Here is a 13,716-nt window from a genome sequence, read left to right as displayed (position 1 = left end):
ACGACAAAGACAGCCTTGGCAATGCTAAAGAACTTACCTATACCCGCACTCGCGACGGCAATAGTGAGACTATAAGGGTACGCAATGGCAAGGTAAAGATTAAAGCTATCAGAGCCCATTCTAAGAGCTTACAGCAGGCTGATAGTACCCTTTATAATAATTCATATACACACGCTAAAACCGAAGTGCAGAAGCACGAATACACACAATTCAAACAGGTGAACAAACAAGTTAAAAGTAGCCCCATAAGGTACATCCTTTGGCTCTTACTACTCGCTATATTAGTATTTATTGTTTGGAAATACAAGCCGTTTCGGAAGATTTAAACAGCTTTTAAATGAAGTTTAAACTGCTAAAAAGGAGGACAGCAGTATAAAAATGTCCTCCGCTTTAAAACAACTCTCACATCATTTTAAACATAAGCCCGAAAGCCCTGCGGAGGACAATAAGTCTTCTGTGGGTTTTCGGGTTTTCTTATGTTTGATGTGAGAGTTGCAAAAGTACAACATTTTTTTAAAACACAAAAATTCATAATACAAATGAAATCAACATCCAATACTTGGCAACGTACGCCAATATCCTACTATGGAGGCAAGCAAACTATGTTACCCTATATTTTACCTCTCATTCCACCTCATAAAGTATATACAGAAGCCTTTTTTGGTGGTGGTGCTGTATTTTGGGCAAAAGAAAAAGCACAAGTGGAAGTAATTAATGACTTCAATGCTAATGCTTATACCTTTTACAAGGTGCTACAAACTCGCTTTACCGAGCTAAAAACACTTATAGAGCAGTCTTCTATAGTAAGCCGAGAAGCCTATAAATCAGCCTTAGTTATATACCATTCTCCTTTTGTTTTCAGTGAAGTACATCGCGCCTGGGCATTTTGGTACACCACCAATTGTGGCTTCTCTTGTCAAGTAGGTAACTGTCGTATTACTACCAATGGCAAGAATGCCACTTGTCTACACAATAAAGCGGACACCTTCACACATAACTATTCAGAGCGTCTCAAAGGTGTACAAATAGAGAATAATGATGCTACTGAAGTTATTGCTCTCCGTGATACCCCTGACACCTTCCACTACGTAGATCCACCCTATGTAGGAGCCAAGCAAGGACATTACGGAGGCTATGAGCAAGAGCATTTTAATGAGTTATTAGCTACCCTTGTCACCCTCAAAGGCAAGTTCCTACTAAGCTCCTATCACAATGAAGAGCTAACCAAATACGTACAGCAATGCGGTTGGCATCAAAAAGAAGTGTCAATGCATTTAGGCAGCAGCAATAGCGCAGGAAAGAAACGTGTAGAAGTGCTTACCGCCAACTACCCTATATAATGTATAGGCACAAAAAAAACACGGATAGCTATATTGCATATCCGTGTTTTTTTATTACCTTTGTCCCGTTCAACCCCCACTCAAAAAATGTACATTTCATTTTAATTTTTGGTACATTTCGTTTTGCGGATTATACCATATCTGATAGAAGGAATTTGTATATAAAAAAAGTGTTTCTCAACAGTAGTATAGTACCAATATTACAATACCAAGTAATAGCATTTTTTAAAAGTAAAAGATAAAAAATAAAAGATAAATTGAAACTTGAATAAATGATGAAGGGAGGAAATCGCAAGGGTAGATGGGTAAATTAAGGAGGTGGCTTATACAAGACTTAAACGATAAACGAACAATGAGTGGCTCTACAGTGGCTCTACAGTGGGTCTACAGTGGCTCTACAGTGGGTCTACAACGAACAATGAACGAACGAAAGACGAACAAAAGACGAACAAAAGACGAACAATGAACGAAGATAAGGTGAAGATAAGGTGAAGATAAGAGGAAGATAAAATAGAGGCAAGGTGAAATTAAAATGGAGCTTGATAAAATCGGAATTGTAGCGTTTTTGAAAAAATAATTTTTCTTGCTTCATTGTTAATTACTGATTATTTTGTACTTTTGTCGCTTTGAGTGCTAACCATTGTTTACTGATGAAAAAACAAATTACCAATACTGTACTAATGGTGCGCCCTGTGCGCTTCCGTATGAACGAAGAAACCGTTGTGAACAACTATTTCCAGGAGGAAATGGATTTGAAGAACGAGGAAATCAATCGCCAAGCGCAACAAGAGTTTGATACCTTTGTGCATAAACTACGTGAGGTAGGAGTAAAAGTGATTGGCGTAGACGATATTTACGAGCAAAACACTCCTGATTCGGTATTTCCGAACAATTGGATTACCTTTCACCAAAATGGCAACGTAGCAATTTACCCTATGTTTGCCGAAAATCGGCGTCGTGAGCGTCGTGAGGATATTTTGGACAAGGTAGAGGAAGATGGTTTTCTCATCGAAAATGTGTATGACTATACTGATGCTGAACAAGAAAACATCTTCTTGGAAGGTACAGGGGCTATGGTGCTCGACCGTGTGCATCGGAAGGCTTATTGTGCGCTTTCGCCCCGCGCTGATGAGGAACTATTTATTGAGTTCTGTGAAGATTTTGAGTATACGCCTGTAATTTTCAGGGCTTACCAAAAGGTAGATGGTAAGCAAGTACCTATCTATCACACCAATGTGATGATGGCTTTAGGTGAAAATTTTGCGGTGGTGTGCTTAGATACTATCACCGACAAGAGTGAGCGCAAGAACCTTTTGCATCACCTAAAAGAAGACAAGAAAGAGATTATCAGCATCACCCCTGAACAGATGTGCCAGTACGCAGGCAATATGCTACAAGTGCAGGGTAAGAACAGTACTTATTTGGTGATGAGTGATACCGCTTATAACGCCCTTACCCCTCAACAGATACAGACGATTGAGAAATATACCCAGATACTCCACAGCAATTTAGAGACCATTGAGACTTGTGGAGGAGGCAGTGCGAGGTGTATGCTAGCAGAAGTGTTTAATCCACGTAATTAGGTAACAAGTAAAAAAATGGACAAAAAAGAATATATCAAAAGTAAAATTAGAGATATTAAAGATTTTCCTAAAGAAGGAATTATCTTCAAAGATATTACACCATTACTAATGGATGTGAAAGCAGGGCAATATGTAATCGACTTGCTCGTGGAGAACCTGCACGGACAGAAAATAGACAAAGTAGTGGGTATGGAAAGTAGAGGTTTCTTCTTTGGGATGTTGCTTGCACAACGATTGGGGGCTGGCTTTGTACCGGTACGCAAAAAAGGGAAATTACCTTACAAAACCCTCTCACAAACCTACGATTTGGAGTACGGACAAGACGTATTGGAAATTCACGCAGACGCTATTGTGAAAGGTGAAAAAATCCTTATTCACGACGATATCCTCGCTACCGGTGGTACTGCTGAAGCGGTAGTAAAACTTGTAGAACGCCTCGGTGGCGATATTGTACAACTAGATTTCTTGATGGAACTCCATTTTTTGAACGGCAGAGAGAAACTCAAAGGACACCCTGTGTATAGCATTTTATAAGAATTAGAAGTTAATAATTAGAGCGAAACCTAAATTTCAACTGCTAAAATATAACTTCTGTATTTCAGTAGGTTATATTATATTAAGTAAAAAAATGTGTTAAATAATTTCGTCACTTAAATAAAAACTCCTACATTTGCACGAATAAAAACAAAACAAGTAATGAAAATAAAGAATTACATTCTATATATCACTTTATTTGTAACCTCACTCATTCCTCTACAAGGTTTTGCAACTGAAAATGAGGAAGGAGAGCCTTTTCAAATCAACGATTTGATTGATGAACACATCAACGATTCACACGATTTTCACTTGTTTGATTATAAAGGGCACACTTATTCGTTACCCTTGCCTATCATTCTTTATACCGATAAAGGATTAGTGACTTTCCTATCGAGTGCCTTCCATCACGACAACAAAGGTACAGTAGTAGTAGATAAAGACGGACAGCGATTTGTGCGCTACAAAGAAGATATTTACTACGCAAATGCTGATACACCTCTCTCTTTCAACGAGAAAGGAGAAGTAACCAATACACGTCCGTTGAACTTTTCTATTACTAAGAACGTGTTTTCATTGCTTTTAGTATCGGTATTGATGGTGCTTATCTTCACCTCTATGGCACGTTCTTACAAGAAGAACCCCAAAGCCCCCAAAGGCTTAACAGGCGTTTTAGAACCCATAGTGCTCTTTGTGCGCGATGAGATAGCAATTCCTAACATAGGCGAAAAGTACTACAATAGGTATATGCCTTATTTGCTTACTGTGTTTTTCTTGATTTGGATAGGCAACCTCTTCGGATTAATTCCGTTTTTCCCGTTTGCTGGTACGGTAACTAACAATATTCTTTTCACAGGTATGTTGGCTATCTTTACCCTTATTCTCACTTTATTTAGCAGTAACAAACACTATTGGAAGCATATTTTTGCTCCCCCAGGAGTTCCTACCTGGATATTACCAATTATGATACCTATTGAAATGTTGAGTGTTTTTACTAAGCCTTTTGCCTTGATGATACGTTTATTTGCCAATATGACGGCAGGGCACATCATTGTACTGAGCTTGATTTCACTCATCTTCATCTTTGGAACGGTGTATATATCGCCTGTGTCGATAGTTTTTACCTTGTTTATCTGTATCTTGGAGCTATTGGTAGCTGTTTTGCAAGCCTATGTGTTTACACTATTATCAGCTTTGTTTATAGGACAAGCAGTGGAAGAAGAACACTAATCAATTGATAATTAACAATTGACAATTAACAAGTAACTAATTAATTTTATATATATGGTTTTAGCAGGAATTGGGGCTGGATTAGCAGCCATTGGAGCCGGAATCGGTATTGGTAAAATTGGTGCTTCTGCTGTTGAAGGAGTAGCACGCCAACCCGAAGTGTCTTCAAAAATTCAAACTGTGATGATTATTGCTGCAGCACTTATCGAAGGGGTAGCCCTTTTTGCTGTGGTAGTAGCACTCATCGCAAAATAGGACGACAAAACCGTTGTGCAACGGTTGGTTACACAACGGTTTTATAAAATTAGGGCGTATGCCACTAATGGTGAATTGCCTTTTATCCCTATATAAAGGAACACAAAAGAGAATAAAATAATCATATTATTAAAGACTAAATAACAACTAAAGAAATGAATTTAGCACACCCCGAAAGTTTATTATTCTGGAATACTCTCATATTTCTGATATTGCTTTTCCTCTTAGCAAAATACGCTTGGAAGCCCATAATGAATGCGGTAAAGCAACGCGAAGACTCTATCAATAAGGCTTTGGAAGCTGCTGAAGAAGCTCAAAAACAAATGGCAAATCTCAAAGCCGATAATGAGCGTCTTTTAGCTGAAGCACGTGCCGAGAGAGATGTAATCTTGAAAGAGGCAAGAGATGTTAAAGATAAAATCGTAACAGAAGCCAAAGAAGAAGCACAACGCGAAGGCGAAAAGCTTATCAAACAAGCGCAACAAGCGATTGACAGTGAGAAGAAAGTAGCATTGGCACAGCTGAAAGACCAAGTGGCAGCTCTTTCTGTTGAAATGGCTCAGAAAGTGATGATGAACGAACTCTCAGACGAGAAGAAACAAACTGCTCTCATCAACGATTATCTAAAAGGTGTTACGTTAAACTAAATAGGTTATGTACGGATTGAGAGTAGCAAATAGATATGCCAAGGCACTCTTGGAATACGCTCTTCTACAAAATGCATTAGAAGGGGTTTTCGCTGATATGACCTTGATAGATAAAACAATAAAAATGAATAAGGACTTGGAGCGTATGCTCATTTCGCCTATTGTGAAAACAACGGTAAAGAAGAATGTCCTTACTGAAATATTTACAATGGTTACTCCTGAAACGCAACGTTTGTTCGATTTGCTTATTCAGAACCGACGCTTGCCAATACTCGGAGCAGTAGCCGAGAAGTTTGTTGTATTGTACAACGATTATAAGCATAACAAAACAGCAGTAGTAACTACGGCAAGTCCGCTTAATGAAGCTACCCGCAAAGAGATACTCGAAAAGGTAATGATGCTTACTAAAAATAAAAATGTTACTCTTGAGAACAAGGTAGATAAAAATATTATTGGGGGCTTTATTCTTCGTGTAGATGATGTGCAATACAACGCCAGTGTAGCGCATAAACTTAGCAGATTACAACAAGAGTTTCAAGAGAAACTGTTTCTGTAAGTAAGAAACAAAAGGTAAGGAGAAAGAATTGTTTAAAGATTGATATAAATAAGACTGACAACTAAAAACTAACAACTAAGAAATAAAAACTGAAAAAATGGCAGAAATAAAAGCCGCTGAAATTTCAGCAATTTTAAAAGAACAATTAGCGCACTTCGATGCCAATGCTTCTTTAGAAGAAGTAGGAACGGTATTACAAGTGGGAGACGGTATTGCGCGTATCTTTGGACTATCAAATGCACAATATGGTGAATTAGTGAAATTTGACAACGGACTACAAGGGATTGTCCTCAACCTCGAAGAAGACAACGTGGGGATTACTCTCTTAGGTCCCTCTACCGATATTAAAGAAGGGGATACCATTAAACGTACAGGGCTCATCGCCTCTATCAATGTAGGCGAAGGCATCGTAGGTCGTGTGGTAAACACCTTAGGGCAACCTATTGATGGTAAAGGTCCCATTACTGGCAAACTATACGAAATGCCCTTGGAACGCAAAGCCCCTGGGGTTATTTTCCGTCAGCCAGTAAACGAACCTCTACAAACAGGTATCAAAGCAATTGATGCAATGATTCCTATCGGTCGTGGGCAACGTGAGTTAGTAATTGGTGACCGTCAAACAGGGAAAACTACCGTGTGTATTGATACTATCCTCAACCAGAAAGAGTTCTACGATGCAGGAAATCCAGTGTATTGTATCTATGTAGCTATCGGTCAGAAGGCTTCTACCGTAGCAGGAATTACCAAAACCTTAGAAGATGCTGGGGCTTTAGCTTATACTACTATCGTGGCGGCTAATGCTTCCGATCCTGCTCCTATGCAGGTATATGCGCCTTTTGCTGGAGCTGCTATTGGCGAGTACTTCCGTGATACGGGGCGCCCAGCTCTTATTATCTACGATGACCTTTCTAAACAAGCGGTAGCTTACCGTGAGGTGTCGTTGTTATTACGCCGTCCACCTGGACGTGAGGCTTATCCTGGTGATGTGTTCTACTTGCACTCTCGCTTATTAGAGCGCGCTGCCAAAGTAATTAATGATGATACTATCGCACGCCAGATGAACGACCTACCCGAAAGCATTGCACCACTCGTAAAAGGGGGAGGTTCCCTCACTGCTTTGCCAATTATCGAAACTCAAGCGGGTGATGTATCAGCCTATATCCCTACTAACGTGATTTCTATTACTGACGGACAGATATTCTTGGAGTCTGATTTGTTCAACTCAGGGGTACGTCCAGCCATCAACGTTGGTATTTCGGTATCGCGTGTGGGAGGTTCAGCACAGATTAAATCGATGAAAAAAGTAGCGGGTACCCTCAAGTTAGACCAAGCACAATACCGCGAACTCGAAGCTTTTGCCAAATTCGGCTCTGACCTCGATGCAGCTACTATGGGGGTTATCGAAAAAGGGAAGCGCAATGTGGAAATCTTAAAACAACCACAAAACGACCCTTACCCCGTAGAAAACCAAATTGCGATTATCTATGCAGGTTCTAGAAACTTATTGAGACAAGTGCCTGTGGACAAGATAAAAGAGTTTGAGAGAGAATATTTAGAGTTCCTCAATGTATCCCACCGTGACATTTTAGACGAGCTAAAAGCTGGCAAACTCACCGATGAGATTACAGCTACTCTCGAAAAAGTAGCGAAAGATTTGAGTGAAAAATACGCGAAATAGTAAATACATCTTTTTAAACATTTATTCTTATGAGTGTTATTATATGGGTAATTATTGGAGCCGTCTTTTTATTTGCGCTAAAGATTTATGTAAACAAACTTTATACAAAAAAACATTTGCAAAAACAAATAGGGCACATCAATCAAAACCCTTTAACAGAGGAACAGATACGATTGCTTACTTTTGGAGCGATACTAACGTATTACCGTGGTGAAAATCTACTAAACTTAATACCTACTGAAATATTAGAAACATATCAGAAAGGATTACGTCAACAATGGGAAATAACAGATACAGCATCTGCTAAAGAAACTATAAGTGACTTATTAGCACAGAAACGTTCGTTACAGTTCCGACATCTGCTAACGCAAACCTCACCTGAGCTTAGCAAAATACAGAAACAAATAGCCAAAGGTTTGGAGATAGAATTAGCACAAGTAGAAGCAGTAAAATCGGCTTATGCGTGGGATTTGTGTAGAGCAGCTTCTTTGGCTAAATGGTGTTATTGGTGCCAATATATCACAGAAACTGAAATGTGGGATATATTGCAAAAAGTATCCGATACAGCAAAAGAACAAGGTAAGAATTGGCAAGAATATACCATATCTTTCCTTTTAGGACGTACTATTCAGGGTTTTGATTTGGAAAACCTTATTATTCTAACCTCTCAGCTATTCCATAGCAAATCACCTTCATTAAGGAAGATAGAAGGAATAGATGTTTATCAAAGGTATCCTTTTTAACAGCAATGATAAAATTGCTAACTGTTAATTGATAAAATGGCGAATTTAAAAGAAATACGAAGCAGAATTTCATCGGTAAGTTCAACGATGCAAATCACAGCAGCGATGAAAATGGTATCGGCAGCCAAACTGAAAAAGGCTCAAGATGCTATTGTAGCGATGAAGCCTTATGCTTATAAACTCAAGCAGTTATTAGAACATCTTAGTGCTGCCTTGGGTGATGAGAATGTTTATAATCCACGCAAAGGAGAAGTAAGAAAAGTACTTTTGGTACCTATCACCTCCAATAGAGGACTCTGCGGGGCGTTCAATGCCAGCGTGATTAAAAAAGCGTTAGAGTTAGAACAAACTACCTATAAAGACAAGCAGGTACAACTCTACACCATAGGTAAAAAAGGCAATGATGTGTTGAAAAAATACGACAATATTATAGCTCATAACAGCGAGATTTTCGATAAGCTCACCTTTGCTACAGCTGTTGCTTTGGCTGAAGAACTAATGGAATTGTACACTTCGGGTAAATATGACCAGATAGTATTGGTGTACAACAGCTTTAAGAATGCAGCTACACAAATTCTTACCGAAGAAACATTTTTGCCTATTCAGCCTATAGCGACTAAAGCAAAAGGCAAAGAACTAAACACAAATTATATTTATGAGCCTTCTAAGCAAGAGATCGTAGAAGAACTCATTCCGCGTTCGTTAAAAACAGAGATTTTCAAAGCCTTACGCGACTCAGTAGCTGCTGAGCACGGTGCTCGTATGACAGCTATGCACAAAGCTACCGACAATGCTCAAGACCTTAAGAACGAACTCATACTCACCTACAACAAAGCCCGTCAGGCTACTATTACCGGTGAAATTATAGAAATCGTAGGAGGTTCAGAAGCCTTAGCATAATGTAATGCGTCGGCATACATAATAGAGAGATTTAATTTATATGGAAAACAAAAAATTTAACAATTACAAGAAGAATAGCTATTCCTCTAATGGGAATTCAGAGAAAAAGCCTTACAATTCTTCTTATAACAGCGGTAACAATCGCAACAACAACGGCAATAGTTCATTCAAAAAGAAAACTTACGGACAGAACGAAGGACGCAGTTACAGCAATAACAGTGGCAACCGTTATGAAAATAATAACGGTAATCGTTATGAAAATAACGGTGGCAATCGTTACAACAATAGTAACAATGGTTACAACTCCGAAAACAGAAAATCTTACAATCCTAACTTCAAAAAGAATGAGGGATATAACAAGTCTAACAACTACAACCGTAATGAAGGTTATAACCGAAACGATAATTATAAAAAACCTTTCAACAAAAAACCTTATAATAACACCTACAAATCTCAAAATAGCGCTCCTATAGACTACCCTACTATTGCGCCAGCTGAAGTGCGTTTGAACAAATATATTGCCGATGCTGGTATCTGCTCACGCCGTAATGCCGATATGTATATTTCAGCAGGTAATGTAACGGTTAATGGTGAAGTAATGACCACGCTCGGCTATCGCGTAAAGCCTACCGATGAAGTGCGTTTTGATGGAAAACTCCTTTCTTCCGAAAAGAAAGAATACATCTTGCTCAATAAGCCCAAAGGCTTCATCACCACTACCAACGATGAAAAAGGACGCAAAACTGTAATGGATTTGGTCGCAAATGCTACCAATGTACGCATCTTGCCTGTAGGTCGTTTAGACAGAGCTACTACAGGTTTATTATTGCTTACCAATGATGGAGAGCTTACCAAAAAACTCACTCACCCCACTCATGGTGTGCGCAAAATATACCACGTAATTCTCGACCGCAAACTCGACTACAAAGACTTTATGAAGGTACAAGAAGGCTTGGAGTTAGAGGACGGTTTAATCGAAGTAGATGAAATCAGCTATGTGAACGACAAACCTAAGAATGAAATAGGCATCAAAATTCACAGTGGTCGCAATCGCATTGTACGTCGTATTTTTGAACACTTAGGTTATCAAGTAGAAAAACTCGACCGTGTAGTATTTGCTGGACTCACTAAAAAAGATTTACCTCGTGGTCATTGGCGTCGTCTCACTCAGCAAGAAGTAATCAATCTTCGCAATATGAAGTGATCCTATCTCCTAACTCCTATCCTCTAAATCCTAAAAGCTTGAATAAAAACTTAGACCCAAATAAAGAAAATTATTCGGCGCAAGAACTCGATATAGAAAGAGCCTTGCGCCCTTTGTCGTTTGATGATTTTGCAGGGCAAGAAGCAGTTTTAGAAAACCTAAAAGTATTCGTAAAAGCAGCTAATATGCGTCACGAAGCACTCGACCATACCCTTTTTCACGGACCTCCTGGACTTGGAAAGACAACCCTCGCTCATATTTTAGCTAACGAATTGGGCGTAGGTATAAAAATTACTTCAGGCCCTGTGCTTGATAAACCTGGTGATTTAGCAGGATTACTCACCAATTTGCAAGAGCGGGATGTACTTTTCATCGATGAGATACACCGCTTGAGCCCAGTAGTAGAAGAGTACCTTTACTCAGCTATGGAAGACTACAAGATTGATATAATGATAGAATCAGGCCCTAACGCCCGCACCGTACAAATCAATCTCAATCCATTTACACTTATAGGGGCGACTACCCGTTCAGGTTTACTTACAGCTCCTATGCGTGCACGTTTTGGTATTCAAAGTCGATTACAGTATTATTCTACCGAACTTTTGGCAGATATCGTTCAGCGCAGTGCTTCTATCCTTAAAGTACCTATTTCTATGGAAGCTGCTATAGAATTAGCAAGCAGAAGTAGAGGTACCCCGCGTATTGCCAATGCACTTTTGCGCCGTATTCGTGACTTTGCTCAGATAAAAGGCAATGGTGAAATAAATATTGCTATTACCCGTTTCGGGCTCAAAGCCTTAAATGTAGATGCTCACGGATTAGACGAGATGGACAACAAAATTCTCTCAACCCTTATTGATAAGTTCAAAGGAGGGCCTGTGGGAATTACCACTTTGGCGACTGCCGTTTCCGAAAGTGCTGAAACTATTGAAGAGGTGTATGAACCTTTCCTCATTCAAGAAGGATTCATCGTGCGTACTCCCCGCGGACGCGAAGTAACCGATTTAGCTTATAAACACTTAGGTAGAGTGAATCCTGCAAGACAAGGCACTTTATTTGATTAAATAAATAACAATTAGATAGAAAAAATCCCTTAAAGTATGATGTTACTTTAAGGGATTTTTTATTGTTTATCTATTTTATACTTGTATCACTCCTAAGTTAAACGTTCTTTCAATAGGGGCATTATTAGCAGCTTCTATACCCATTGCTATCCATTGGCGGGTTTCTAATGGGGCGATAATGGCATCAGTCCAAAGGCGAGCAGCGGCGTAGTAAGGTGATATTTGCTCGTCGTATTGCTCTTTGATATGAGCAAAAAGCACGGCTTCTTTTTCAGGGGTAAGTTCCTCTCCTTTTTTCCTTAGGTTGGCGGTTTCTATCTGCAAGAGTACTTTAGCAGCTTGCGTACCTCCCATTACCGAAATGTTTCCACTGTGCCAGGATACGATAAGACGCGGGTCGTAAGCCTTACCGCACATTGCGTAGTTACCAGCCCCATACGAGTTACCTATCACGACCGTAAATTTGGGCACTACCGAATTAGCAACCGCATTCACGAGTTTAGCCCCATCTTTGATAATCCCTCCGTGTTCTGATTTGGAGCCTACCATAAAGCCCGTAACATCTTGCAAGAAGAGCAAGGGAATTTTCTTTTGATTGCAATTAGCTATAAATCGGGTCGCCTTGTCGGCACTATCCGAGTAGATTACTCCTCCAAACTGCATTTCCCCTTTCTTAGTTTTTACCACTTTGCGCTGGTTGGCAACAATGCCCACTGCCCAACCCTCAATACGCGCATAGCCCGTGAGAATAGTTTGTCCGTAACCTTCTTTATATTCGTCAAATTCTGAATTGTCTACCAATCGAAGGATAATTTCCTTCATATCATAAGGCTCTGTGCGCAATTTAGGCAAGATACCGTAAATTTCGTTAGGGTCTTTCAGCGGTTTATGAGCTTCAATGCGGTTAAAGCCCGCTTTTTCGGCATCGGCAAGTTTAGCCATTGTACGGCGTACACGGTCAAGAGCGTCTTTATCATCGGTTGCCTTGTAGTCGGTTACCCCGCTAATTTCGCAATGGGTAGTCGCCCCACCTAAGGTTTCATTGTCGATGTTTTCGCCTATCGCAGCCTTCACTAAATAGCTACCTGCCAAGAAGATACTGCCCGTTTTATCTACTATCAGTGCCTCATCGCTCATTATTGGTAGGTAAGCCCCACCCGCCACACAACTGCCCATTACTACGGCTATTTGGGTGATGCCCATACTACTCATCAGGGCGTTGTTGCGAAAGATGCGACCAAAGTGTTCCTTATCGGGGAAAATCTCGTCCTGCAAAGGCAGGTACACCCCTGCACTATCCACCAAATAGATGATAGGTAATCGGTTCTCCATCGCAATTTCTTGAGCGCGTAGGTTCTTTTTGGCTGTAATAGGAAACCACGCTCCCGCCTTTACAGTAGCGTCGTTAGCTACTACTACGCATTGTCTACCAGCTACATAGCCTATCACCACCACTACACCAGCCGAGGGGCAACCGCCGTGTTCTTCGTACATTCCCTCACCGGCAAAAGCGCCTATTTCTATTTGGGGTTTATCGTTGTCTAACAGATATTCTATGCGTTCACGAGCCGAAAGTTTACCTTGGCTATGAAGCTTTTCGAGGTTCTTTTTGCCTCCGCCTTCTTTTACTTTTTTCAAGCGTTTGCGCAACTGACTAAGGGCTAATTTATTGTAATCTTCGTTTGTATTGAATTGAATGTCCATTGTAATGTTATGAGGGTGCAAAGGTAGGAAATAATTATGAATTACAAATGATGAATGATAACTAAGAAAATAATACAGAAAATGAATCGTATAGACCTTTTGTATTTTTACATCAGTTCAATATAACAAGGTAGTACTTTTCAATCACTTTTGCGTTGTTACAATCTCCCTCAGAAGGTAGGTCGCTTTCGTTTTTCATTACTTTTCTTTCGCCTAAACCTCTTTTCATCCTTCACTATTAACCATTCACTATCAACTACTTATATACCCTTTCTATA

The 13,716-nt window shown here is 39.8% G+C and carries 13 protein-coding genes and 1 pseudogene; 13 read left to right on the top strand and 1 reads right to left on the bottom strand.

Translation table 11 applies throughout. The features are described 5' to 3' along the window. The 13 genes and pseudogenes from HMPREF9078_RS11990 to ruvB form a co-directional block, all read left to right on the top strand. A pseudogene (locus HMPREF9078_RS11990) lies at window positions 1-326 on the top strand (hypothetical protein); the annotation flags it as partial. Window positions 327-539: 213 nt separating this feature from the next. Continuing rightward, window positions 540-1,340, top strand: a complete 801-nt coding sequence (locus HMPREF9078_RS07365; protein ID WP_034543261.1) for a DNA adenine methylase — start codon at window positions 540-542, stop codon at window positions 1,338-1,340. A gap of 650 nt (window positions 1,341-1,990) precedes the next feature. After that, a complete protein-coding gene (ctlX, locus tag HMPREF9078_RS07360) occupies window positions 1,991-2,923 on the top strand; it encodes a citrulline utilization hydrolase CtlX (RefSeq protein WP_009420068.1) in 933 nt (310 codons plus the stop codon). Between the two features lie 15 nt (window positions 2,924-2,938). Then, window positions 2,939-3,457: an adenine phosphoribosyltransferase gene (locus HMPREF9078_RS07355; RefSeq protein ID WP_009420067.1), complete on the top strand. Its 519-nt coding sequence runs from the start codon at window positions 2,939-2,941 to the stop codon at window positions 3,455-3,457. Window positions 3,458-3,619: 162 nt separating this feature from the next. After that, window positions 3,620-4,687 (top strand): F0F1 ATP synthase subunit A, encoded by a 1,068-nt coding sequence (gene atpB, locus HMPREF9078_RS07350; RefSeq protein ID WP_009420066.1) that lies wholly within the window; start codon window positions 3,620-3,622, stop codon window positions 4,685-4,687. A 54-nt stretch (window positions 4,688-4,741) separates the two neighbouring features. Further along, window positions 4,742-4,942, top strand: a complete 201-nt coding sequence (atpE, locus tag HMPREF9078_RS07345) for an ATP synthase F0 subunit C (protein WP_002671466.1) — start codon at window positions 4,742-4,744, stop codon at window positions 4,940-4,942. Window positions 4,943-5,097: 155 nt separating this feature from the next. Beyond that, window positions 5,098-5,589, top strand: a complete 492-nt coding sequence (locus HMPREF9078_RS07340; RefSeq protein ID WP_009420065.1) for a F0F1 ATP synthase subunit B — start codon at window positions 5,098-5,100, stop codon at window positions 5,587-5,589. A gap of 7 nt (window positions 5,590-5,596) precedes the next feature. Then, the gene (gene atpH / locus HMPREF9078_RS07335; RefSeq protein WP_009420064.1) at window positions 5,597-6,145 is read left to right on the top strand and encodes an ATP synthase F1 subunit delta; all 549 of its coding nucleotides are present in this window, start codon (window positions 5,597-5,599) and stop codon (window positions 6,143-6,145) included. Between the two features lie 97 nt (window positions 6,146-6,242). Continuing rightward, the gene (gene atpA / locus HMPREF9078_RS07330; RefSeq protein WP_009420063.1) at window positions 6,243-7,823 is read left to right on the top strand and encodes a F0F1 ATP synthase subunit alpha; all 1,581 of its coding nucleotides are present in this window, start codon (window positions 6,243-6,245) and stop codon (window positions 7,821-7,823) included. A 29-nt stretch (window positions 7,824-7,852) separates the two neighbouring features. Continuing rightward, window positions 7,853-8,566: a DUF1266 domain-containing protein gene (locus HMPREF9078_RS07325; protein WP_009420062.1), complete on the top strand. Its 714-nt coding sequence runs from the start codon at window positions 7,853-7,855 to the stop codon at window positions 8,564-8,566. Window positions 8,567-8,602: 36 nt separating this feature from the next. Next, entirely contained in the window at window positions 8,603-9,466 is an 864-nt protein-coding gene (gene atpG / locus HMPREF9078_RS07320; RefSeq protein ID WP_034543245.1) for an ATP synthase F1 subunit gamma, read from the top strand. A 40-nt stretch (window positions 9,467-9,506) separates the two neighbouring features. Continuing rightward, a complete protein-coding gene (locus HMPREF9078_RS11690; protein WP_083477089.1) occupies window positions 9,507-10,670 on the top strand; it encodes a pseudouridine synthase in 1,164 nt (387 codons plus the stop codon). A 38-nt stretch (window positions 10,671-10,708) separates the two neighbouring features. After that, on the top strand, window positions 10,709-11,734 hold the full coding sequence (gene ruvB / locus HMPREF9078_RS07310) for a Holliday junction branch migration DNA helicase RuvB (protein ID WP_009418380.1): 1,026 nt from the start codon (window positions 10,709-10,711) through the stop codon (window positions 11,732-11,734). A 75-nt stretch (window positions 11,735-11,809) separates the two neighbouring features. Here the strand turns inward: ruvB and HMPREF9078_RS07305 are convergent, their stop codons facing one another. Next, window positions 11,810-13,438: an acyl-CoA carboxylase subunit beta gene (locus HMPREF9078_RS07305; RefSeq protein ID WP_009420057.1), complete on the bottom strand. Its 1,629-nt coding sequence runs from the start codon at window positions 13,436-13,438 to the stop codon at window positions 11,810-11,812. Window positions 13,439-13,716 lie beyond the last annotated feature (278 nt).

This window comes from Capnocytophaga sp. oral taxon 380 str. F0488, from assembly GCF_000318255.2.
In the GTDB taxonomy this organism is placed as follows: domain Bacteria; phylum Bacteroidota; class Bacteroidia; order Flavobacteriales; family Flavobacteriaceae; genus Capnocytophaga; species Capnocytophaga ochracea.
The sequence above is the reverse complement of the archived record's forward strand: the minus strand, read 5'-3'. Positions and strand labels throughout refer to the sequence as shown.

What these genes read in the sequence shown, in the direction of transcription:
- atpG (WP_034543245.1), top strand. Translation starts at nt 8,603, where the DNA reads ATGGCGAATTTAAAAGAAATACGAAGCAGAATTTCATCGGTAAGTTCA.
- HMPREF9078_RS07355 (WP_009420067.1), top strand. Translation starts at nt 2,939, where the DNA reads ATGGACAAAAAAGAATATATCAAAAGTAAAATTAGAGATATTAAAGAT.
- atpA (WP_009420063.1), top strand. Translation starts at nt 6,243, where the DNA reads ATGGCAGAAATAAAAGCCGCTGAAATTTCAGCAATTTTAAAAGAACAA.
- HMPREF9078_RS11690 (WP_083477089.1), top strand. Translation starts at nt 9,507, where the DNA reads ATGGAAAACAAAAAATTTAACAATTACAAGAAGAATAGCTATTCCTCT.
- atpH (WP_009420064.1), top strand. Translation starts at nt 5,597, where the DNA reads ATGTACGGATTGAGAGTAGCAAATAGATATGCCAAGGCACTCTTGGAA.
- HMPREF9078_RS07340 (WP_009420065.1), top strand. Translation starts at nt 5,098, where the DNA reads ATGAATTTAGCACACCCCGAAAGTTTATTATTCTGGAATACTCTCATA.
- HMPREF9078_RS07325 (WP_009420062.1), top strand. Translation starts at nt 7,853, where the DNA reads ATGAGTGTTATTATATGGGTAATTATTGGAGCCGTCTTTTTATTTGCG.
- HMPREF9078_RS07305 (WP_009420057.1), bottom strand. Translation starts at nt 13,438, where the DNA reads ATGGACATTCAATTCAATACAAACGAAGATTACAATAAATTAGCCCTT.
- atpE (WP_002671466.1), top strand. Translation starts at nt 4,742, where the DNA reads ATGGTTTTAGCAGGAATTGGGGCTGGATTAGCAGCCATTGGAGCCGGA.
- HMPREF9078_RS07365 (WP_034543261.1), top strand. Translation starts at nt 540, where the DNA reads ATGAAATCAACATCCAATACTTGGCAACGTACGCCAATATCCTACTAT.
- atpB (WP_009420066.1), top strand. Translation starts at nt 3,620, where the DNA reads ATGAAAATAAAGAATTACATTCTATATATCACTTTATTTGTAACCTCA.
- ctlX (WP_009420068.1), top strand. Translation starts at nt 1,991, where the DNA reads ATGAAAAAACAAATTACCAATACTGTACTAATGGTGCGCCCTGTGCGC.